General features: G+C 73.6%; 22 protein-coding genes and 1 tRNA gene. 8 read left to right on the top strand and 15 right to left on the bottom strand.

Annotation, left to right across the window (positions count from 1 at the left end; translation table 11 throughout):
* Positions 1–45: 45 nt before the first annotated feature.
* Genes eda through zwf form a run of 3 tightly spaced genes read right to left on the bottom strand, consistent with a single transcriptional unit; the run spans position 46 to position 4,020 of the window.
* Positions 46–681, bottom strand: a complete 636-nt coding sequence (eda, locus tag IE331_RS04325; protein ID WP_192140808.1) for a bifunctional 4-hydroxy-2-oxoglutarate aldolase/2-dehydro-3-deoxy-phosphogluconate aldolase — start codon at positions 679–681, stop codon at positions 46–48.
* Entirely contained in the window at positions 665–2,530 is a 1,866-nt protein-coding gene (gene edd, locus IE331_RS04320) for a phosphogluconate dehydratase (RefSeq protein WP_192140807.1), read from the bottom strand. Before edd ends, eda begins: the two co-directional genes overlap by 17 nt.
* A complete protein-coding gene (gene zwf, locus IE331_RS04315) occupies positions 2,527–4,020 on the bottom strand; it encodes a glucose-6-phosphate dehydrogenase (protein ID WP_192140805.1) in 1,494 nt (497 codons plus the stop codon). Before zwf ends, edd begins: the two co-directional genes overlap by 4 nt.
* Before the next feature lie 87 nt (positions 4,021–4,107).
* Here zwf and IE331_RS04310 point away from each other — a divergent pair, with 87 nt between their 5' ends.
* Complete coding sequence (locus IE331_RS04310) at positions 4,108–5,316, top strand: ROK family protein (protein ID WP_192140803.1); 1,209 nt, start codon at positions 4,108–4,110, stop codon at positions 5,314–5,316.
* Here the strand turns inward: IE331_RS04310 and IE331_RS04305 are convergent.
* Together IE331_RS04305 and IE331_RS04300 are read right to left on the bottom strand one after the other, a co-directional pair.
* Positions 5,313–6,041, bottom strand: a complete 729-nt coding sequence (locus tag IE331_RS04305; RefSeq protein WP_192140801.1) for an AfsR/SARP family transcriptional regulator — start codon at positions 6,039–6,041, stop codon at positions 5,313–5,315. The genes IE331_RS04310 and IE331_RS04305 overlap by 4 nt on opposite strands.
* Before the next feature lie 245 nt (positions 6,042–6,286).
* On the bottom strand, positions 6,287–6,496 hold the full coding sequence (locus tag IE331_RS04300; RefSeq protein ID WP_192140799.1) for a hypothetical protein: 210 nt from the start codon (positions 6,494–6,496) through the stop codon (positions 6,287–6,289).
* Positions 6,497–6,662: 166 nt separating this feature from the next.
* Between IE331_RS04300 and IE331_RS04295 the strand changes: the two genes are divergently transcribed.
* The 4 genes from IE331_RS04295 to IE331_RS04280 all read left to right on the top strand — a co-directional run bounded on the left by IE331_RS04295 (position 6,663) and on the right by IE331_RS04280 (position 10,262).
* Complete coding sequence (locus IE331_RS04295) at positions 6,663–6,860, top strand: hypothetical protein (RefSeq protein WP_192140797.1); 198 nt, start codon at positions 6,663–6,665, stop codon at positions 6,858–6,860.
* Positions 6,861–6,941: 81 nt separating this feature from the next.
* Complete coding sequence (locus IE331_RS04290) at positions 6,942–7,151, top strand: hypothetical protein (RefSeq protein WP_192140795.1); 210 nt, start codon at positions 6,942–6,944, stop codon at positions 7,149–7,151.
* Between the two features lie 88 nt (positions 7,152–7,239).
* Entirely contained in the window at positions 7,240–9,546 is a 2,307-nt protein-coding gene (locus tag IE331_RS04285; protein ID WP_192140793.1) for a nucleotide-binding protein, read from the top strand.
* Positions 9,543–10,262 (top strand): hypothetical protein, encoded by a 720-nt coding sequence (locus IE331_RS04280; protein WP_192140791.1) that lies wholly within the window; start codon positions 9,543–9,545, stop codon positions 10,260–10,262. Before IE331_RS04285 ends, IE331_RS04280 begins: the two co-directional genes overlap by 4 nt.
* A gap of 22 nt (positions 10,263–10,284) precedes the next feature.
* Here the strand turns inward: IE331_RS04280 and IE331_RS04275 are convergent, their stop codons facing one another.
* Together IE331_RS04275 and galK are read right to left on the bottom strand one after the other, a co-directional pair.
* Positions 10,285–11,190 (bottom strand): phosphatase PAP2 family protein, encoded by a 906-nt coding sequence (locus tag IE331_RS04275; protein WP_192140789.1) that lies wholly within the window; start codon positions 11,188–11,190, stop codon positions 10,285–10,287.
* Positions 11,191–11,223: 33 nt separating this feature from the next.
* Complete coding sequence (gene galK / locus IE331_RS04270) at positions 11,224–12,405, bottom strand: galactokinase (RefSeq protein WP_192140786.1); 1,182 nt, start codon at positions 12,403–12,405, stop codon at positions 11,224–11,226.
* A gap of 127 nt (positions 12,406–12,532) precedes the next feature.
* On the opposite strand from galK, the gene IE331_RS04265 reads away from it, so the two are divergent.
* Positions 12,533–14,662 carry an alpha-galactosidase gene (locus IE331_RS04265; protein WP_201931044.1) on the top strand — a complete coding sequence of 710 codons (2,130 nt, stop codon included), beginning with the start codon at positions 12,533–12,535 and terminating at the stop codon, positions 14,660–14,662.
* Here the strand turns inward: IE331_RS04265 and IE331_RS04260 are convergent.
* Positions 14,640–15,623 (bottom strand): aldose epimerase family protein, encoded by a 984-nt coding sequence (locus tag IE331_RS04260; RefSeq protein ID WP_192140784.1) that lies wholly within the window; start codon positions 15,621–15,623, stop codon positions 14,640–14,642. The two genes, IE331_RS04265 and IE331_RS04260, sit on opposite strands and share 23 nt — an antisense overlap.
* A 65-nt stretch (positions 15,624–15,688) precedes the next feature.
* Here IE331_RS04260 and IE331_RS04255 point away from each other — a divergent pair, with 65 nt between their 5' ends.
* Both IE331_RS04255 and IE331_RS04250 read left to right on the top strand, forming a co-directional pair.
* The gene (locus IE331_RS04255; protein WP_192140782.1) at positions 15,689–16,105 is read left to right on the top strand and encodes an ArsR/SmtB family transcription factor; all 417 of its coding nucleotides are present in this window, start codon (positions 15,689–15,691) and stop codon (positions 16,103–16,105) included.
* Positions 16,102–16,725 (top strand): cation diffusion facilitator family transporter, encoded by a 624-nt coding sequence (locus IE331_RS04250; RefSeq protein ID WP_192140781.1) that lies wholly within the window; start codon positions 16,102–16,104, stop codon positions 16,723–16,725. The genes IE331_RS04255 and IE331_RS04250 overlap by 4 nt, the downstream gene beginning before the upstream one ends.
* Before the next feature lie 39 nt (positions 16,726–16,764).
* Here the strand turns inward: IE331_RS04250 and IE331_RS04245 are convergent.
* The 7 genes from IE331_RS04245 to IE331_RS04215 all read right to left on the bottom strand — a co-directional run bounded on the left by IE331_RS04245 (position 16,765) and on the right by IE331_RS04215 (position 20,041).
* Positions 16,765–16,840 (bottom strand) — tRNA-Lys (locus IE331_RS04245).
* 62 nt (positions 16,841–16,902) lie between these two features.
* Positions 16,903–17,202 carry a GroES family chaperonin gene (locus tag IE331_RS04240; RefSeq protein WP_192141706.1) on the bottom strand — a complete coding sequence of 100 codons (300 nt, stop codon included), beginning with the start codon at positions 17,200–17,202 and terminating at the stop codon, positions 16,903–16,905.
* 28 nt (positions 17,203–17,230) lie between these two features.
* Positions 17,231–17,479, bottom strand: coding sequence for a DUF3618 domain-containing protein (locus IE331_RS04235; protein ID WP_192140780.1), 249 nt, complete (start codon positions 17,477–17,479; stop codon positions 17,231–17,233).
* Positions 17,480–17,506: 27 nt separating this feature from the next.
* Positions 17,507–18,286, bottom strand: coding sequence for an energy-coupling factor ABC transporter ATP-binding protein (locus tag IE331_RS04230; RefSeq protein ID WP_192140778.1), 780 nt, complete (start codon positions 18,284–18,286; stop codon positions 17,507–17,509).
* Positions 18,283–18,951, bottom strand: coding sequence for a cobalt ECF transporter T component CbiQ (gene cbiQ / locus IE331_RS04225; RefSeq protein WP_192140776.1), 669 nt, complete (start codon positions 18,949–18,951; stop codon positions 18,283–18,285). The genes IE331_RS04230 and cbiQ overlap by 4 nt, the downstream gene beginning before the upstream one ends.
* A gap of 41 nt (positions 18,952–18,992) precedes the next feature.
* Positions 18,993–19,340, bottom strand: coding sequence for a PDGLE domain-containing protein (locus IE331_RS04220; RefSeq protein ID WP_192140774.1), 348 nt, complete (start codon positions 19,338–19,340; stop codon positions 18,993–18,995).
* The gene (locus IE331_RS04215) at positions 19,337–20,041 is read right to left on the bottom strand and encodes an energy-coupling factor ABC transporter permease (RefSeq protein ID WP_192140772.1); all 705 of its coding nucleotides are present in this window, start codon (positions 20,039–20,041) and stop codon (positions 19,337–19,339) included. Before IE331_RS04215 ends, IE331_RS04220 begins: the two co-directional genes overlap by 4 nt.
* Between the last annotated feature and the right edge of the window lie 48 nt (positions 20,042–20,089).

The raw sequence follows: 20,089 nt of genomic DNA, 5'->3' as shown, positions 1-20,089 counted from the left end.
GGCCGGGCGGCACCCGTCCGGTCCCGGCAGCGGCACCCGTCCGGGCTAGGCGGTGACCAGCCCGGACGCCTCGGCGGCGAGCCGCTCGATCCGGCCCCACTCCCCCGCCGCCACGAGGTCGCGGGGGGTGAGCCAGGAGCCGCCGACGCAGCCGACGTTGGGCAGCGCCAGGTAGTCGGCGGCGTTCGCCGGCGTGATCCCCCCGGTCGGGCAGAACCGCGCCTGCGGCACCGGACCCGCCAGCGACGACAGGAAGCCGGTCCCGCCCGACGCCTCCGCGGGGAAGAACTTCATCTCCCGCACGCCGGTCTCGAGCACGGCGAGCACCTCCGACACCGTCGAGGTCCCGGGCAGGTACGGCAGCCCGGTATCGGCCATCCCGGCCAGCAGCGAGGGGGTGGCACCCGGCGAGACCAGGAACTGCGCCCCGGCGTCCCGGGCCTCGTGGGCCTGGCCGGCGGTGAGCACGGTGCCGGCACCGACCAGGATCTCCGGCACCTCGGCGGCGATCGCCCGCACCGCCTCGAGCGCGACCGGCGTCCGCAGCGTCAGCTCGACGACCGGCAGCCCGCCGGCGACCAGCGCCCGGGCCACCGGGACGGCGTCCGCGAGGTCGTGCACGACCACGACCGGCACCACCGGCACCCGGTCGAGCAGCGAGGGCTCAGACGGGCTGGACAACGGGCACCTCCTGCGGTGCGGCGCCGTAGGAGGGGAAGACGCTGGCGCCGGTGTCGGAGGCACCCACCGTGGCCCGGAAGGCGGCGAACAGCTCGCGCCCGGTCCCGGCCCACTCCTCACCGCGCGGGGCCCGACCCTGCGGCTCACGGTCGTGGAGGTCGACACCGTGCAGGTCGAGCCGGCCGGCGGCCGCGTCGACCGTGACCAGGTCACCGTCCCGCAGCCGCGACAGCGGCCCGCCGAGCGCGGCCTCGGGGGTCACGTGGATGGCGGCCGGGATCTTGCCCGAGGCGCCGGACATCCGGCCGTCAGTGACCAGCGCGACCCGCTGCCCCCGGTCCTGGAGCACGCCGAGCGCCGGGGTCAGCTTGTGCAGCTCGGGCATCCCGTTCGCGGCCGGCCCCTGGTAGCGGATCACCGCCACCAGGTCGCCGCCGTCGAGCGAGCCGGCCTCGAAGGCGGCGAGGAAGTCGGCCTGGTCGTCGAAGACCCGGGCCGGCGCGGTGACCGTGCGGTGCTCGGCGGCGACGGCGGAGACCTTGATGACGCCGGTGCCCAGCGGGCCGGTCAGCACCTTCAGCCCACCGTCCACCGAGAACGGCGCGTCGGCCGGGCGGAGCACGTCGAGGTCCAGGCTCCGCTTCGGGCCCTCCTCCCAGGCCAGCTCGCCCCCGACCAGCCGGGGCTCGGTCGTGTAGCGCCACAGGCCGTGCCCGGCGACGGTCCGGACGTCCTCGTGCAGCAGCCCGGCCCGCAGCAGGGTGTGCACCAGGAAGGCGATGCCACCGGCGGCGTGGAAGTGGTTCACGTCGGCCGGGCCGTTGGGGTAGATCCGGGTCAGCGACGGGACGACCGCCGACAGGTCCGCGAGGTCGGCCCAGGTGAGGGTGATCCCGGCGGCCCGGGCGATCGCGACCAGGTGCAGCGTGTGGTTGCTGGAGCCGCCGCTGGCGAGGAGCGCGACGCAGGCGTTGACGATCGCGCGCTCGTCGACCACCTCGCCGATGGGGGTGTACTCGCCGCCCTGGGCGGTCAGCCCCGCGACCCGCTCCCCGGCGGCCCGGGTCAGCGCCTCGCGCAGCGGGGTGCCGGGGTTGACGAAGGAGGAGCCGGGCAGGTGCAGGCCGAGCACCTCCATCAGCAGCTGGTTGGAGTTCGCGGTCCCGTAGAACGTGCAGGTGCCGGCCGAGTGGTACGACGCCGCCTCGGCCTCGAGCAGCTCCTCGCGCCCGACCTTGCCCTCGGCGTACCGCTGCCGGACCTGGGCCTTCTCGCCGTTCGGCAGGCCCGAGGGCATCGGGCCGGCGGGGACGAACACGGTCGGGAGGTGGCCGAACGACAGGGCGCCGATGAGGAGGCCGGGCACGATCTTGTCGCACACACCGAGCATCAGGGCGCCGTCGAACATGTCGTGGGAGAGCGCGATCGCGGTCGACATCGCGATCACGTCGCGGCTGAACAGCGAGAGCTGCATGCCGTCGCGGCCCTGGGTGATGCCGTCGCACATGGCCGGCACCCCGCCCGCGAACTGAGCGATGCCGCCGGCCCGCATCACCGACCGCTTGAGCACCGGCGGGTAGGACTCGAACGGCTGGTGCGCCGAGAGCATGTCGTTGTAGGCGGAGACGATCGCGACGTTCGGCTTGGTCTTCCCGCGCAGGGCGCGCTTGCCCGGCTCGGGGGCGGCGGCGAAGCCGTGCGCGAGGTTGGCGCAGGCCAGCCGGCCGCGGGCCGGGCCACGGTCACCGGCCTCGCGGATCCGGGCCAGGTACGCCGCCCGGGCGGGCCGGCTGCGCTCAGCGATGCGGTCGGTCACCTCGGTGACGACGGGGTGCACGCGTGTGGTCATTGGTCGGGCTCCTGCCAGGTTCGGCCGTCGCGCTCGAGCAGCATGGCGGCGGCGATGGGACCGGACGTGCCGGCCGGGTAGGACTTGGGCCGCGCGGGCGAGGCCGCCCAGGCGGTGAGGATCGGCTCGACCCAGGACCAGGCCGCCTCGACCTCGTCACGGCGCATGAACAGGGTCGGGTTGCCGCGGATGACGTCCATCAGCAGCCGCTCGTAGGCGTCCGGGGAGGCCTGGTCGAAGGCGGTGGCGTAGCTGAGGTCCAGCGAGACCGGCCGCAGCCGGATGCCGCCGGGGCCGGGCTCCTTGGCGGTCAGGTGCAGGCGCATGCCCTCGTCGGGCTGGACCTGGATGTGCAGCCGGTTCGCGGTGGTGCCGCCCTCGCTGTGCGGGAACATCGCGTGCGGCGGCTCCTTGAAGACCACCACGATCTCGGAGGTCCGGCGGTCCATGCGCTTCCCGGTCCGCAGGTAGAACGGCACGCCGGCCCAGCGCCAGTTCTGCACCTCGGCGCGGAGGGCGACGAAGGTCTCGGCCCGGCCGTCCGCGTGCCCCAGGTCGTCGGCGTACGACGCCGCGGGGACGCCGTCGACCAGCCCGGCGCCGTAGCGACCGCGCACGGTGTCTCGCTCCACGTCGGCCGGCGTCAGGGGCCGCAGGGCCTGGAGCACCTTGAGCTTCTCGTCGCGGACGGTCTCCCGTCCGACGTAGGTCGGCGGCTCCATGGCCACCAGGCAGAGCAGCTGGAGCAGGTGGTTCTGCACCATGTCGCGCAGCGCTCCGGACTGGTCGTAGTAGCCGCCGCGGTCACCCACCCCGAGGGACTCGGCCACGGTGATCTGGACGTGGTCGACCCAGCGCGAGTTCCACAGCGGCTCGAGGAAGGTGTTGGCGAACCTGGTCACGAGCAGGTTCTGCACGCTCTCCTTGCCCAGGTAGTGGTCGATGCGGAAGATCTGCGACTCCTCGAACACCCGGCCGACCGCGTCGTTGATCGAGCGCGCCGAGGCGAGGTCGTGGCCGACGGGCTTCTCCATGACCACCCGGGACCCGGCGTCGGTGACGCCGATCTCCTCGAGCCTGCGGCAGATCGGGTCGAAGAGGGAGGGGCCGACGGCGAGGTAGAAGACGCGGACGGCGTCGTCGTAGGCGTCGCGGTCCTTGAGCAGCCCGTGCAGCCGGTGCCAGTCCTCGGGTGCGGTGGCGTCGAGCCGGACGTGGTGCACCCGTCGCAGCAGCCGGTCGAGCACGTCCGGGTCGAGCCGGTCCGCGTCCACGTGCTCGGCCAGCGCGGCCCGGACGTCGTCGCGGTACTCCGCGTCGTCGAGCTCGCTGCGGGAGACGCCGATGATCCGGGTGTCGTCGGGCAGGTGCCCGTCCCGGTCGCGCAGGTACAGCGCCGGGAGCAGCTTGCGCAGGGCCAGGTCGCCCGTACCGCCGAAGACCGTGAAGTCGCAGGCGGCGGGGAGGGCCGACGGGGTGGAGGACTGCATGCGCCCACGGTAGGCAGACCTTCAGCCTCGTGGCAAGCATATCTAGGTCTTTTTGTGATCAAAGTGATGAGCCTTATGCTGCAGGGCATGCCCGCCCCGTCGCCCCCTCAGCAGCCCGGACCCCCGGTCCGGAGCACGGCCGGCGGCCTGCTCGCCCTGGTCCGCGCCGGGCGGGCCGACACCAGGGCCGACCTCCGCCGGCTCACCGGCCTGTCCCGGACGGCGGTCACCGCCCGGGTCTCGAGCCTGGTCGCCGCGGGCCTGCTCCAGGCCGGGGAGGAGCTCGCCTCGACCGGCGGCCGACCCCCGGAGGGCCTGCGCCTCAACGGCGCGGCCGGCGTGGTGCTGGCGGTCGCCGTCGGTCGGTCCCGCAGCCAGGTGGGGCTCTTCGACCTGGTCGGCGACCAGGTGGCCGCCGACTCCCACGACCACCCGGAGGGCGCCCACCCCGACGAGCTGATGCCCCGGATCGTCTCTCGGGGAGCCGAGATGCTGGCCGGCACCGAGGCCCCCCTGCTCGCGATCGGGCTCAGCCTCCCGGGGACGGTCGACGACGTGCACGGCACCACCCTGGAGTCACCGGTGATCCCGGCCTGGGACGGCGTGCCGCTGGCGCCGTACTTCTCGTCGCTGCCGGAGGCCCCGCTGGTCCTGGGCAACGACGCCGACGTCCTCGCCCGGGCCGAGATGCTGGGGCCCGGGCCCCTGGTCCGGGACGCCCTGGTCGTCAAGGCCTCGACCGGCCTGGGCCTGGGGATCGTCGTCGACGGCCGACTGGTCCGCGGCCGCCTCGGCGCGGCCGGGGAGATCGGCCACACGAAGCTGGAGGCGGCGCGCGCGCTCCCCTGCCGGTGCGGGGCGACCGGATGCCTGGAGGCGGTGGCGGCCGGCTGGGCACTCGCCGCCCGGCTGGACCGCCCGGACCGGCCGGTCCAGCACGTGCGGGACGTGGTCGCGGCGGCGCTCGACGGCGACCCGGAGGCACGCGGCCTGCTCCGGGAGAGCGGTCGGCACGTCGGTGAGGTGCTGGCCACGGCCGTGAACCTGCTGAACCCGAGCGTCGTCGTGGTCGGCGGCGACATGTCCGGCGCGTTCGACCTGTTCGCCTCCGGACTCCGCGAGTCGCTGTACGCCAACGGCACCGCCCTGGCCACCCGGGACCTCCGGCTGCACCCCGCCGCACACGGCGAGCGGGCCGGACTCGTGGGCTGCGCCGCCCTGGCCCTCGAGGCGGTGCTGAACCCGGACGCGGTCGACGCTCGACTGGTCGCGCGCCAGCCCGCGGACAGCAGCTAGCGCACCCCGCGCGGCAGCGCGCCCGGCGCGCGGGGTCGCGGCGGCCGGCTGCCGTACACGGGCCGGATCAGGTCGACCAGCTCCGGGGAGGGTGCGATCCGCAGCTCACGGGCCAGGCGCATCCGGTACTGGTGGAAGGCGCGGACCGCCTCCGACCGGTTGCCCCCGAGCAGATGCGAGCGGATCGAGACCGAGAGCGCACTCTCGAGCAGGGGCTCGGCGACGAGGGCCTGGTGCGAGGCGTCGAGCGCGACGCCCAGGTCCCCGTGGTCCAGCGCGGCGCGGGCGATCTTCTCCAGTGCCCGGATCCTCAGCAGGTGCAGGCGCTCCCGCTCGTAGAGCACCCAGTCGTCGTACCACCCAGGGAGCAGCTCCTCGCCGGCGAGGATCACCGAGACCGCGTGCGGGTCCGGCACAGGAAGGCGGTCGATGCACTCGATGCACTCCGTGACGTCGTGCACGTCCACCCGGACCCCCGGCCCCAGCCCGACGGTCCGCCGCCCCGCCTCGATGAGCCCGGGGGCCAGCCGGTTCACCCGCAGGACCGAGGCCCGCAGGCTGGACAGCGCCCGCTGCTCGGTGGTCTCCGGCCAGAGCGTGCCGGCCAGGTGGGCGCGCGGGCGGGTGCCCTGGAGGGCCACGAGCGCGGTCAGCCGCTGCTCGCGCCCCGCGAGTTCGACGGCACTCCCCCCGAGTGTCAGTCGCCACCAGCCCAAGAGCTTCAAGTCCAGAGAACCTCGGGTCGGCATGCTCGTCTCTCGCAGCATCATTGCCCCAATTCAACCGCTGCATGAGTTCGGCAAACCAAACTCTCCAACCCACGATGGCGGGGTGGTGGTGCGGTGTCAATCGGGTTGCGTGAGCGGGCGAACAATCCGCCCAGAGGACTCTGGTGTCAATAGTCAGCGGGGGTGGATTCGGACCCTGGGGTGGCCCGGATCCGCCACTCCAGTCACCTGCACCCTTCCACTCACTCCTGCAGGGCCGCCAGCCACCGGTCCACGGTCGCGTGCAGCTCGTCGGCACCCGTGATCGCGAGCATGGTCGGCGCCTCGTCGGCCGCCGTCCCCATGGTGATCCGGAACAGGAGCCGACCGTCCACCTGCTCGATGGCGCGGATCACCAGCACACCGTCGTGAGCGGCGGCCGGCTCGGGGTCCACGTCCACGTCCTTCGTCATCGGAGTCCAGGTCCTTCGGAGTTGTAACACACAACGTCCTGCGCGCAGGCCCGATCAGCAAGCACCTGCGCCCCTCCCCGCAACGATCCTGTCACGCACCGGTCACGCTCCCGGTCCTTCAATGAACCCGTCCAGACCATCTGCGCAGCCAGGGGAGGTGACCAACATGCGCAAGGAACTGACATTCACCGAGCTCGAGGCCGAGCACGTGGAGCTGCTGCCGGCACGGGAGACGCTCTGGTTCGGCAACAACAACTGGGCGGCCGTCTACGCGTCCAACTCGTCGGTGGCGCTCAACGCCGCCTCGTTCAACGCGATCGCGCACAGCGCGGCGCTGCAGTCGATCAACGTGCACCAGCACTGATCACCGGCGGCGTGACCCCTCCTGCCGGAGGGGTCACGCCCACGGCCGCCGTACTGCTTCCTGCAAGGGGGTGAAATGCCAATGTCCAAGCTTCCCGAGATCCGCCGGTCCGAGCTCGAGGCGGAGTGCGCCCAGCTGCTGCCGGCGCGCGAGACCCTCAGCTGCCAGATCGGTTGCGTCAACGTCACCAACATCGTGGGCGTCAACATCGCGCTCGCCGTGAACGCCGCAAGCATCAACTCGAGCGCCAACGCGCTGGCCATGCAGTACCTCAGCTCGGTGCAGTACTAGGCCGAGGACGGGCCACCGGACAAGGCGGCAAGTGTGTTGCTCTGGCGCACTTGCCGTCTCCCTCCAGAGCAACAGAGCACGAGACGTCATGACCGATCTCCTCACTCCCGCGGGCGCGGGCAGCGCCCTCACTCCTCCACCACGCTGGCGGCTCACGCCCGGCATCGAGGTCCTCGGGCCGGTCCAGGGGTCGGGCCTGCGCGACCCGGCGTACCTGGTACGCCGCGGCGACGGGCAGATGCTCCAGCTCTCCGAGCTCCTCCACCTCGTGCTGTCGTGCATCGACCCCTCGCGCGACGCCGACGCCGTGGCCGCCGCGGTCACCGCCGCCTACGGGCGCACGCTGACCGTCGAGGGACTCGAGCACCTGGTCTCCCAGAAGCTCCAGCCCCTGGGGCTGGTGACCGACGCGCCCGAGGGCGACGACGACGGGCAGCTCACCCCCAAGGCCAATCCCCTGCTGGCACTGACCATCAAGGGCACCCTGCTGCCCCCGTCGGTGACCCGGCCGTTGGCCCGCGGCCTGCAGGTCCTCTACTGGCCGCCCGCGGTGCTCCTCTCGGTCGTGGCGATGATCGGGCTCAACGTCCTGGTCGTCCAGGCGGCCGACTTCTGGCTCGCCGTCACCCAGCTCTTCACCACACCCACGCTGGCGCTGGCGATGTACGGGCTGCTCACGCTCAGCGCCGTCATCCACGAGCTGGGTCACGCGGCCGCGTGCCGGTACGGCGGGGCCCAACCTGGCGCGATCGGGGTGGGCCTCTACATCATCTTCCCGGCGTTCTACACCGACGTCACCGACTCCTACCGGCTCGGCCGCGGTGGGCGGATCCGCACCGACCTCGGCGGGCTCTACTTCAACGTCTTCTGCGTGCTGGCCCTGGGCCTGGCCTACCTCGGGACCGGGCACGGCGTGTTCCTGCTGACCTGGGTGATCCTCCAGGTCCAGATGCTGCAGCAGCTGATCCCGGTCGTCCGGTTCGACGGCTACTACGTGCTCTCCGACCTGGCGGGGGTCCCGGACCTCTTCGCCCGGGTCGGGCCGGTGCTGCGCACCCTGCGGCCCGGCGTCCCCGCCGACCCGCGGGTCACCGAGCTCCGGCCCGGTGCCCGCCGGATGGTGGTGACCTGGGTCGTGCTGGTCGTGCCGACGCTGATGCTCGGCCTGGTCTGGCTGATCTGGAGGCTGCCGGAGTTCGTGTCCCGCGGCGGCGACGGGATCCGGCTGCACCGGCAGATCTTCGACGCGGCCTGGGCCCAGCGGGACGTCGCGATGATGGGGCTCTCCACCCTGTCGATGCTGCTGATCCTGCTCCCCCTGCTCGGTGTCGCCGTCCTGCTGTGGCGGGCCCTGGCCGCCCTGGGCCGATGGGTGCAGCACCGGTCGACGCGCCCGGGGGTCGAGTCGTGGGAGGCACCCGCCGGCGGGGCCCGGCACCTCACCCCGCCCGAGATCGCCGTGCCGTCGGCCGCCGACTTCACCGACGCGCTCATGCTCCCGGCCAGGCGACCGGCACCGGGGCACGGCTGGCGTCGGGCCGTCTACACGGGCACCGGGCACGTCCTCAACCCCGGCCGCAGCCAGGCCGAGCTGCACCGCGAGGCCCTGGAGCGGCGACTCCGCACCCCCATCGAGGGGTCCCGCCGGGTGGTGGTGATGAGCCGCAAGGGCGGCGTCGGCAAGACCACGATCTCGCTCGCGCTGGGCAGCACCTTCGCCATGCTCCGCGGCGACCGGGTGGTCGCCGTCGACGCCAACCCGGACGCCGGGAACCTGGCCCACCGGGCGGCGCTCCCGATGGGCCGGACGATCACGGACGTCCTGCGCGACCTCGACCGGATCACGACGTACGCCGAGCTGCGCTCCTACACCTCGCAGGCCGAGGAGTCACGGCTCGAGGTGCTCGCCTCCGACGACGACCCGCGCATCGGGATGGCGCTCGACCGGACCGACTACCACCGGCTGATCGACCTGCTCGACCACTACTACAACCTGATCCTCCTGGACACCGGCACCGGCATCCTCGACAGCGCCAACCAGGGGCTGCTCTCCGAGGCCGACCAGGTGGTGCTGGTGCTGCGTCAGGGCATCGACGGGGGTCGGGCCGCCGCGCTCACCCTCGACTGGATGGACGAGCACGGCTTCGCCCACCTGGTCGCCAACGCCGTGGTCGTGATCAACGGCCTGCGCGACGACGTGGGCGCCCCGGCCGACCCGATGCGCCGGCACTTCGAGAAGCGGTGCGACCGGGTGATCACGGTCCCCTGGGACCCCGCCCTCGAGACCGGCGGCCGCACCGACATGTCGAGCCTGCGCCGACAGACCCGCGACAGCATGATCCAGGTGGCCGCCGCGGTGGCCGACAACTTCCGGGAGATGGGAACGACACGATGATCCACACCAGAGCACCCCAGGCACGAGCACGTCAGGCACATCCCAGTCGGAGGCGCCTCGGCGTCCTCCTCGCGCTGACCGCGTTGCTGCTCGGCAGCCTCGCGGTCTCCTCGCAGGCCCACCCCAGGCACCGCGTGAAGAACCTCGACCTCACCGCCGCGGCGCACCCGACCGAGGCCAACCCCACGGTGCTCGACAAGGCGTCCCGGACCAAGTGGATCGGCTGGCGACCACTCGCGGTTGACACCTCCGCGACGTCCTCCGCCACCTGCGACGGGTGCCGCGGCGACGCCGTGACGCTCCAGCTGGTCTACGCGCACCGGCCGGGCGACGTCGCCCTCGACAACGCCGCCGTGGCCTGGAGCCAGTGCACGGACTGCCGGGCCACCGCCCTGTCCGTGCAGGTGGTCATGGTCCGCGGCGGGCACGAGGTGACCGCCAACAACCGGGCACTGGCACTCAACGCGGCCTGTGAGGGCTGCCTGAGCAACAGCCTGGCGGTGCAGCTCGTGGTCCTCGACGCGGACGGCGACGAGCTGTCCCACGAGGCGGAGGACGCGCTGCGGGCCTGGGTGGACGAGCAGGCCGCGGCGCTGCGGGTCGATCCGCCGGCCGCCCAGCGCCGCGCCGGGCCCGGACCGCTCGACTCGCTCGAGGCGCTCGTCAACGACGACCTCGGCAGCGAGACGCTGGTCTCGGATCTCGATCGGGGGTGAGGGCCGACCCCGAGGCCGCGGCTCAGCCCCGAGTCACCGCCGCGGCCTCGGCTCGGTCCATCACCGTGAGCGCCCGGAGCATGCCGATGAGCGCGACCGCCGCGGCGGCCGCGATCAGCAGCGCCCCGGCGGCGAACGCCGTGGCCGAGCCGACACTGCTCTCGCGCACCGGCTCGACGGCGACGACGGCCCCGGCCAGGGTGATCCCGAGGATGAAGGTCCCGGCGGCGGTCGCGCCGAGCCAGCGCAGCACGGCCCCCGCGGCGCTCCCGGGCTCCGGGTCGGGGATGTCCGCGGACACGCCGGCGAGGACCACGGCCGCCGCGGCGAGCGTGGTCCACAGGCCGACCAGGAGGAACGCCGCGATCGAGTCGCCCGCACGGTGCCACCCGGCCGACATCGTGGCCAGCGCGGTGAGCGCCGCGTAGCCGCCGCCGACGGTGGCGGTGACCAGGCGCAGCTGGCGGGGCACGACGAAGATCAGGGCGGCGACGGCGGAGAAGGCGGCCGTGGTGTGCCCGCTCGGCAGGCTGTTGAGGGTGGCGGGGGCGATCTCGTCCACGCCCAGGTCGGGGCGCACCAGCAGGACGTTCTTGAGCAACCATGTGGAGCCGTTCGCCCCGACCAGGATCCCGATCGCGGCCACCCCCTGGAGCCGCGCCAGCCGAAGCAGCGCGATCACCGCCACCACCGCCATGGCGCCGAGCAGCGACGCCACCGAAACCACGTTCAGGGCGGCGTCGACCGAGCCCCGCAGCGAGGAGCTCGTGAGCAGGGCTCCGCGCAGCGACGTGTCGCTGAACACCCGGCCCGGCACCGTGCGGACGGTGAGGTAGTAGACGAGGACGAGGCCGATGCCGAACGCGCCCGCCAGCAGACCGAGCCGGACACGGGCCCCCCAGACGGCGCCGGCCCGATCGATGCTCACGCAGACATAGTGCACCCTGCCCGGTGAGTGCGACTACGAGACCCTGCGGGCACCCGCCGAGGGCCGCGCGGGGACCGGCACCGGCGCGGTGAATCCCGCGCCGGCGTAGGCGGCCCGCACGGCCTGCGCCACGTCGTCGATCGCCTCGGCCTCGACGAGGGCCAGCACGCAGCCACCGAAGCCGCCACCGGTCATGCGGGCACCGTGCGCGCCGGCCGCGAGCGCGGCGTGGACCGCCAGGTCGACCTGGGGGACGGTGATCTCGAAGTCGTCGCGCATGGAGGCGTGCGAGGCGGTCAGGAGCGTGCCGATCGACCGCAGGTCGGCACCTGCGCGGAGCCGCTCCACCGTCGACAGCACCCGGGCGTCCTCGGTGACCACGTGCCGGACCCGGCGCCGGACCACCGGGTCACCGATCCTCCCCTCCAGCGTCGCCAGATCGTCGGCCGCGACGTCCCGCAGTGCCGCCACCCCCAGGGCGGCCGCACCGGCGGCGCAGGCGGCCCGCCGGTCGGCGTACTCGCCGTCGACCAGCGCGTGCTCGGTCCGGGTGTCCAGGACCAGCAGGGCCAGGCCGTTGGCCCCCGGGTCGAACGGCACCGGCTCGACGGCGAGCGAGCGGGTGTCGATGAACAGCGCGTGGTCGGCCACGCCGTGCAGCGACGCCATCTGGTCCATGATCCCCGTCGGCGCGCCGACGAAGTCGTTCTCCGCCGTGCGGACCAGCCGCGCGAGGGCGGTCCGGTCGAGTGTGGTCGGGTCCGGCTCGGACAACCCGAGCAGCGCCACGGCCACCGCGCACTCCAGGGCGTGCGACGACGACAGCCCGGCGCCGGGCGGGACGTCGGAGTCCAGCACCAGATCGGCGCCCGTCACCGGGTGGCCGGCCTCCCGCAGCGCCCAGGCCACGCCGGCCGGGTAGGCCCCCCACCCCGAGACGGCGCCGGGGGCCAGGTCGGCCACGGCGCACTCGACGGTGCCCTCGGCGCCCTCGAGCTGTCGGGAGGTCACCCGCAGCACGCCGTCCGCGCGGCGCCGCGCCGCCACGCCGACCCCCTGGGCCAGGGCGAGCGGCAGCACGAAGCCCTCATTGTAGTCGGTGTGCTCGCCGATCAGGTTCACCCGGCCGGGCGCGAACCACACGCCGTCGGGGTCACCGCCGTGCCGCTCGACGAACGTGGCCGAGGCACGGCGCGCCGGCTCCGGGGTCGTCACAGTGCCGGTCCTCCCGCGTGTCCGAGACCCTTGTGGACCTCACCCGTGGACAGGATACTGAGCCGTTCTGTCGGATGGCCGTCGAGCACGTGGCCTGGACGATCCACCTGCCCCCGAGAAGGACACCGTGTACCTGCGCGCGAACGGCGTCAGCCTGCTCCTCGATCCCCGGTCCCCCGGTCTGCCCGAGGTCGTGCACTGGGGTGCCGACCTGGGCGACCTGTCCGAGGAGACCGCGGCGGCGGTGGCGGCCGCGGCGCCGTACGGCGTGGCGCACGGCGCGCTGGACGCGCGTCCGCCGCTGGAGCTGCTGCCGCACCCCGCACGCGGGCACCTCGGACGCGGCGGGCTGGTCGGGAGCCGGGCCGGCCGGGCCTGGTCGCCGCTCTTCGCCACCACCGCGGTCTCGCGGGCGGAGGAGGGGCAGGCCGGTGCGATCACGGTCGAGGCGGTCGACGAGCAGGCCGCGCTGTCGCTGCGCTCCGAGCTCCGGCTCACCGGTCAGGGTGTGCTGGTGATGCGGCACACCCTGGTCAACGACGGCGACGACCCCTATGACCTGGTGTCGCTGCCGGTGCAGCTCCCGGTCCCGGCCCGCGCCTCCGAGCTGCTCGACCTCACGGGTCGGTGGGGCAACGAGCGGGTGCCGCAGCGGACCACACTGAACCACGGCGCCTGGGTCCGCGAGGGGCGGCACGGACGCACCGGCCACGACGCGCCGCTGCTGCTCGTCGCCGGCACCGCCGGATTCGGCTTCCGGGACGGCGAGGCCTGGGCGGTGCACGTCGCCTGGAGCGGTGACAGCACGCTGTGGGCGGAGCGGCTGCCCGAGGGGCCGACCGCGCTCGGCGGCGGGGAGCTGCTGCAGGCCGGCGAGGTCCGGCTGGGTCCGGGAGAGGCGTACTCGACCCCCTGGGTGTACGCCGCCCACTCCGCGCGCGGACTGGACGGGATCAGCCACGCGCTGCACGACCTGGTGCGGGACCGCCCCCAGCATCCCCGCGCCCCGCGCCCGGTGGTGCTGAACACCTGGGAGGCTGTCTACTTCGACCTCGACCCGGACCGTCTGCTCGACATGGCCGAGCAGGCGGCACAGATCGGTGTCGAGCGCTTCGTGCTCGACGACGGGTGGTTCACCGGACGCACCTCGGACCGCGCTGGGCTCGGTGACTGGTCCGTCTCGGAGGCCGTGCTGCCGTCGGGGCTCGGGCCGCTCATCGACCGGGTCGTGGACCTGGGCATGGACTTCGGCCTGTGGGTCGAGCCGGAGATGGTCAACCTGGACTCCGACCTCGCGCGCGCACACCCGGACTGGCTGCTCGCCGTACCCGGTCGGCTGCCACCCGAGTGGCGGCACCAGCAGGTCCTCGACCTGGCTCACCCGGACGCCTGGGAGCACATCCTCGATCGGCTCGACGAGCTGCTCACCGAGCACCGGATCAGCTACCTCAAGTGGGACCACAACCGGGACCTGATCGACGCCGGGCACGGCGAGGGGCCGGGCGTCCGGGCCCAGACCCTGGCGTTCTACCGGATGCTCGACACGCTGCGGAGCCGCCACCCGTCGGTGGAGATCGAGTCGTGCGCGTCGGGCGGCGGCAGGGTGGACCTGGAGGTCCTCGCCCGGACCGACCGGATCTGGGCCAGCGACTGCACCGACGCCCTCGAGCGCCAGTCGATCCAGCGCTGGACCGGCCTGCTGGTGCCGCCGGAGCTGGTCGGCGCGCACGTCAGCGCCCCGAGGAACCACCAGACCGGCAGGACCCTGGACCTGTCGTTCCGTGCCGGGACGGCCCTGTTCGGGCACTTCGGCATCGAGTGGGACGTCACCGACGCCACCGAGGCCGAGCGCGCCGAGCTGGCGGCCTGGGTGGCGGCGTACCGGGAGCTGCGGCCGCTGCTGCACTCCGGGGACGTGGTGCGCGCCGACCACCTGGTCGACGGCACCGAGCTGCACGGGGTGGTCGCACGGGACCGCGCCGACGCCCTCTTCGCCGCCGTGCAGACCCGCACGGCGACGGCCTCGGTGCCCGCCCGAGTGGTGCTGCCCGGTCTCGACCCGAGCCGGACCTACCGGGTCCGTCCGCAGCCCCCCGGTGACTCGCCGCGCACGATGGAGCGGGCCACCCCGCCGTGGCTCGCCGCCGGCGAGGCGATCCTGCCCGGGTCGGCGTTGGCCCGGGTGGGGCTCCCGCTGCCGATCCTGGCGCCCGAGCAGCTGTTGCTGCTGAGGGTCACGGCGGTGGTCGGCGACTGAGGGGGCCGAACCGCCAGGCGATCCGGGATCGATAGGTCTCGCCGGGCCGGAGCGTCGCGGAGGGGAAGTCCGGCCGGTTCGGGGTGTCCGGGAACAGCTGCGGCTCCAGGGCGATGCCGGCCCGAGGCCGCAGGGGGGCTGCGAGCTGGTCGCCCGTGTAGACCTGCAGGCCGGGCTGATCGGTGGACAGCTCGACCTGCAGGCCGGTGGCGGGTGCGGACAGCGTCGCCACGTGGCGCAGCCCGCTCCCCCGGAGGACGAGGTTGTGGTCGAGCACGGTGCCGCCGATCCGAGTCGGCTCGCGGACGTCGAAGCGGGTGCCGGCCACCGGCTCGTGCCCGGCTCGCGGGATGCCGGTGTCGCCGACCGGGGTGTAGTCGTCGGCCGCCACCTGCAGCCGCAGGTGGTCGACCACTCCGGCACCGAGGTCGAGGTAGGCGTGGCTGGTCAGGTTGACCACGGTCGGGGCATCGGTCTCCGCCTCCAGCGTGAGCCGCACCTCCCGCTCGTCGACCTCGAACCGCGCCCGCGCGGTCAGGTTGCCGGGGAAGCCCTGGTCCCCGTCCGGGCTGTGCAGCACGAGCTGGCACCGGTCGGCTGCCACCTCGGCCACCTCCCACAGCCTCCGGTCGAACCCGTCCGGGCCGCCGTGCAGGTGGTTGCCCCGGTCGTGGGCGCCGACCCGGACCTGCGTGCCGGCGAGCGGGAAGCAGCCGCCGGCGATCCGGTTGGCGTACCGCCCGATCGTGCCGCCGACGTAGCCCGAGCCGGCGAGGTACGCCTCCGGCGTCGGCAGGCCGAGCACCACGTTGCGGCGTACGCCGTCCGGGCCGGTCACCTCGAGTCGGTGCACGGTCGCCCCCAGGTCGAGCACGTGCAGCACCGGGCCGGGCGGCTCCCCCACGACCACGCGGTGGACGGGCCGGCCGTCCGGGAGGGAGCCGAACCCGTGGATGCTCATGCGGGCAGGCTAGCCATGCCCGGATCAGTGGACGATCAGCCACCTCCATGCGCTATCATCGCTGCATGACGATGACAGAGGCGAGCCCGACTCCCGGTGACCACACCGGCGACGACCTCGTGGCGGCGGCCTGCCTGTTCCACGGGTTCTCCGACCCCACCCGACTCGCCCTCCTGCGCCACCTCGCCCTGGGCGAGCACCGGGTGGTCGACCTGACCGCGCACGTGGGTCTGGCCCAGTCGACGGTGAGCAAGCACCTCGCCTGTCTGCGGGACTGCGGACTGGTGGTCTCCCGGCCGGAGGGCCGGGCCTCGCTGTTCTCGCTGGCCCACCCGGAGACCACCCGGGAGCTGTTCGCCGCCGCCGACCGCCTCCTCGCGGACACCGGCGAGGCCGTGGTCCTGTGCGCGAACTACGGGCCGGCGACGCTGCACACCGACCACAGCGGCCACACCGACCTGGCCGGGGACGAGCGCCGATGAGCGCGCACACCCACGCCCCGCTGGCGCCCGGTGACGCTGCGCGCCTGGGACGACGCGCCCGGCTCCTCGCCGGCGCCTCGGTGACCTACAACGCCGTCGAGGCGGTCATCGCCATCGCGGCCGGCGTCGCGTCCGGCTCGGTGGCGCTGGTCGGCTTCGGCCTGGACTCGGTGGTCGAGGTCTCCTCCGGGCTGATCGTGCTCTGGCAGTTCCGGCACCGGATGCCCGAGACCCGGGAGCGGCAGGCACAGCGGTTGATGGCGCTCTCGTTCTACGCGCTCGCTGCCTACGTCACCGTCGAGTCGCTCCGGGCCCTGCTCTCCGGACACGAGCCGGACGCCTCCCGGGTCGGCATCGCCCTGGCCGTCGCGTCGCTGCTGGTGATGCCGTTCCTGTCCTGGGCGCAACGACGCACCGGCCGGGCGCTGGGCTCCGCCGCCGTGGTGGCCGACTCGACCCAGACCCTGCTCTGCACCTACCTGTCCGCCGTGCTGCTGGCCGGACTGCTGCTGAACGCAACGCTCGGCTGGTCGTGGGCGGACCCGGTGGCCGGCCTGGTCATCGCCGCGGTCGCCGCGAAGGAGGGCCGCGACGCCTGGCGGGGCGAGGGCTGCTGCTGACGACAGAACCCCCGGCCGACCGGCCGGGGGCTCTGTGCGTGGTACGCCATCAGGGACTCGAACCCCGAACCCGCTGATTAAGAGTCAGCTGCTCTGCCAATTGAGCTAATGGCGCGCGAAGCAGGAGCAACTCTAACAGCGCAGCGGCGGCTACCTGAAATCGAGACCCCCACCCCGTCAGAGGTAGAGCCCGGTGCTCTCGTCGCCGAGGCGCTCGGCCGCGACGGCGTGGATGTCCCGCTCGCGCATGACGACGTAGGACTCGCCGTTCACCTCGACCTCGGCCTTCTCCTCGGGGTCGAAGAGCACCCGGTCGCCGGCCTCGACGGCGCGGGCGTGCGGGCCCACGGCGACCACCCGCGACCACGCCAGCCGACGGCCGCCCATCGCGGCCGTCGCGGGGATCACGATGCCGCCGGAGGAGCGACGCTCCCCCGAGTCCTGGTCGAGCTCCACGAGCACCCGGTCGTGGAGCATCTTGATCGGGGTCTTGTCGGTCACCGGCTCAGCGGGTGATCCTGCGGACCACGACGAAGAACGCGACCACGCCGGAGACTCCCCCGACCACCTTGAGGATGTTGTCGGTCCGCGGGGCCCCGGTCCGCTCGTCACGGAAGTACGCCTTCACCGCGGCGACCTCGCGGCCGATGATCGTCTTGGGGTGCGACCGGTAGAGCAGCTGGTCGATGGTGTCGGCGAGACGCTCGCGGGTCTCCTCGATCTCGCTCTCGAGCGAGCTCAGCTCCTTGGCCACGGACTACTCCTGGGTCGGCGGGGGTGTTCAGTCCGACAGGCTACCAATGGCCGCGTCCCGGGCCGCGGCTGCGGCGGCGGGGTCGAATCCGAAGGGCAGCTCGAGCCGGTTCGCCCGCATCAGCTCCGCGTCGGTCAGCATCTCCAGGGTGGCCCCGTCCGCCGCCACCACCCCGTCGTGCAGGACGACCGAGCGCGGGCAGAGCTCGAGGGCGTAGGGCAGGTCGTGGGTGACCATGAGCACGGTGACGTCGAGGGAGCGCATGATGTCGGCCAGCTCGCGCCGGGAGGCCGGGTCGAGGTTCGAGGAGGGCTCGTCGAGCACCAGGATCTCCGGCTCCATCGCCAGCACGGTGGCCACCGCCACCCGACGACGCTGCCCGAAGGAGAGGTGGTGCGGAGGCCGGTCGACGAAGTCGGCCATCCCGACCCGGTCGAGGGCGTCGAGCACCCGGCGGTCCAGCTCCGCCCCGCGGACGCCGTGGTTGGCAGGGCCGAAGGCGACGTCCTGCCGCACGGTCGGCATGAACAGCTGGTCGTCGGGGTCCTGGAAGACCACCCCGACCCGGCGCCGGATCTCCTGGAGGTGGGACTTCTGGACGGGTAGGCCGCTGACCGACACGCTCCCGGCGCCCGCGGTGAGGATCCCGTTGAGGTGCAGCACCAGGGTGGTCTTGCCGGCGCCGTTCGGACCCAGCAGGGCGACCCGCTCGCCTTCGTGGACGTGCAGGTCCACCCCGAAGAGGGCCTGGTGCCCGTCGGGGTAGGCGTAGGCGAGGCCACGGACGTCGAGGACGGGGGTGCTCACAGCCGGAACGTCCCGTCGTAGCCGCGCGAGAGCATCGCGAGGTGGACCCGCTCCCCGCGCTCGTAGGAGCGGATGAACAGCGCGCCGACCGACCGCGCCAGCAGCGGCCAGTGCCGCGGCGACCGGGGATCGCACCCGCGGGACCGCATGCCGGTCAGCATCCGGCCCATCTCCGCGGTGACCACGTCGAGGTAGCGCACCATGAACGCCATGATCTGCACGATCAGGTCCGGCACCCGGAGCCGCTGCAGCCCGCGCAGCAGGTCGAGCGGCTCGGTGGTCGCGGCCAGCGTGAGCGAGGCGGCGACGCCGATCGTGGCCTTCGCCAGCAGGCCCCAGGCCGCCAACAGGCCGGGCTCAGAGAGCGAGAGCCCGAGCACCTCGGTGCGCGGTCCGGTCGCGACGAACGGCATCAGCACCGCGAACAGCACGAACGGCACCTCGACGACCATCCGCTTGCCGATGTAGCCGAACGGCACGCCCGTGCTCGCGATCACCGCCACCAACAGCAGCGCGTAGCCGCCGAAGACCGGGTAGAGCTCGCGCGGGGTGGCGACGACGACCAGCATGAAGCCCACCAGCGCCACCAGCTTGAGGTGCGCCGGAGCGCGGTGCAGGCGGCTGTGGCCGTGGTAGTGCAGGCGGTGGCCGTGCCCGGCACCCATCAGTCCGCGCCCATCAGTCCGCGCCCATCAGTCGGCACCCATCAGTCGCCGCCGTGGTCGGCGCCGCTGTCCGCGGAGGCGCCGCTGTCCGCGGAGGCGCCCGAGGCGGTACGCCGGCGCAGGGCCCAGGTCAGCCCGCCGGCGAGGACCAGCACGGTCGCGGCGCCGACGATCCCGGCCAGCCCGCCCGAGAGCCGGTCGTCGTCGACGCCCGTGACGGAGTAGTCCGCGAACGGGCCGTCGGCGGTCGTGGAGTCCTCGGCGGTGTCGGCGAAGCCGACCTGCTCGGCGACCCGCTCCAGCCCGTCGGGGTGGGCGCTGGCGTAGTAGCTCACGATGCCGGCCAGCAGGAAGCTGACCGCCAGGCCGACGACCAGGAAGCGCTTCACGACGTCGCTCCGGCCGGGTCCTGGGGCGTGCGGATCTCCAGCTCCCGGGTCGCGAGGACCCGGCGGGCGCCGTACACGAGGTCGGGCCGCACCGCGACCACGCCGCCGACGACGAACCCGGTGATCACGGTCTCGCCGATGCCGATCAGGGTGTGCCAGCCGAGCATCGCGGTGAGCAGCGTGTCCAGGGGGATGGGAGCGGTGCCGCCCAGGGCGTACAGCCCGGTGAACGCCACGGCCGCGGCCGGCACGCTGACCAGCGCACCGAACGCGGCGGCCGGCGGGACCGAGGCGAGTCGTTTGGGCAGCACGGTCTGGGCGGCGCGGAAACCGAGCCACCCGACCACCACCGCGACCAGCGCGAGCAGCGTGACGTTGGTGCCGAGCGCGGTGATCCCGCCGTCGGCCATGAGCAGCGCCTGGACCAGGAGCACCACGCTCAGGCAGAGCACGGCCGTGAACGGCCCGGCCAGCACGGCCGCGAGCGCACCGCCGAGCAGGTGCCCGCTGGTGCCGCCGGCGACCGGGAAGTTGACCATCTGGCCGGCGAAGACGAACGTGGCGACCAGGCCGGCGATCGGGGCGGTACGGTCGTCGAGCTCCCGACGGGCCCCGCGCAGCGCGATCGCGACCCCGGCCACGGCCACGGCACCGGTCGCCAGCGAGGTGGGGGCGTCGAGGAAGCCGTCGGGAACGTGCATGATGATCACCCTACGCTGTTGCAAAAGGTTTGCAACAAGCCACGACCT

Origin of the sequence: Nocardioides donggukensis (genome assembly GCF_014842875.1) — a bacterium.
GTDB classification, from domain to species: domain Bacteria; phylum Actinomycetota; class Actinomycetes; order Propionibacteriales; family Nocardioidaceae; genus Nocardioides; species Nocardioides donggukensis.
The sequence above is the reverse complement of the archived record's forward strand: the minus strand, read 5'-3'. Positions and strand labels throughout refer to the sequence as shown.

Bases quoted from the DNA above. Each gene is read 5' to 3' on its own strand.
- IE331_RS04240 (WP_192141706.1), bottom strand. From the start codon at position 17,202: ATGCTCCACGACCGGGTGCTCGTGGAGCTCGACCAGGACTCGGGGGAG.
- IE331_RS04260 (WP_192140784.1), bottom strand. From the start codon at position 15,623: ATGAGCATCCACGGGTTCGGCTCCCTCCCGGACGGCCGGCCCGTCCAC.
- IE331_RS04300 (WP_192140799.1), bottom strand. From the start codon at position 6,496: ATGACGAAGGACGTGGACGTGGACCCCGAGCCGGCCGCCGCTCACGAC.
- IE331_RS04310 (WP_192140803.1), top strand. From the start codon at position 4,108: ATGCCCGCCCCGTCGCCCCCTCAGCAGCCCGGACCCCCGGTCCGGAGC.
- zwf (WP_192140805.1), bottom strand. From the start codon at position 4,020: ATGCAGTCCTCCACCCCGTCGGCCCTCCCCGCCGCCTGCGACTTCACG.
- cbiQ (WP_192140776.1), bottom strand. From the start codon at position 18,951: ATGGGTGCCGGGCACGGCCACCGCCTGCACTACCACGGCCACAGCCGC.
- IE331_RS04290 (WP_192140795.1), top strand. From the start codon at position 6,942: ATGTCCAAGCTTCCCGAGATCCGCCGGTCCGAGCTCGAGGCGGAGTGC.
- IE331_RS04255 (WP_192140782.1), top strand. From the start codon at position 15,689: ATGACGATGACAGAGGCGAGCCCGACTCCCGGTGACCACACCGGCGAC.
- IE331_RS04285 (WP_192140793.1), top strand. From the start codon at position 7,240: ATGACCGATCTCCTCACTCCCGCGGGCGCGGGCAGCGCCCTCACTCCT.
- IE331_RS04215 (WP_192140772.1), bottom strand. From the start codon at position 20,041: ATGCACGTTCCCGACGGCTTCCTCGACGCCCCCACCTCGCTGGCGACC.
- IE331_RS04295 (WP_192140797.1), top strand. From the start codon at position 6,663: ATGCGCAAGGAACTGACATTCACCGAGCTCGAGGCCGAGCACGTGGAG.
- edd (WP_192140807.1), bottom strand. From the start codon at position 2,530: ATGACCACACGCGTGCACCCCGTCGTCACCGAGGTGACCGACCGCATC.
- IE331_RS04250 (WP_192140781.1), top strand. From the start codon at position 16,102: ATGAGCGCGCACACCCACGCCCCGCTGGCGCCCGGTGACGCTGCGCGC.
- IE331_RS04280 (WP_192140791.1), top strand. From the start codon at position 9,543: ATGATCCACACCAGAGCACCCCAGGCACGAGCACGTCAGGCACATCCC.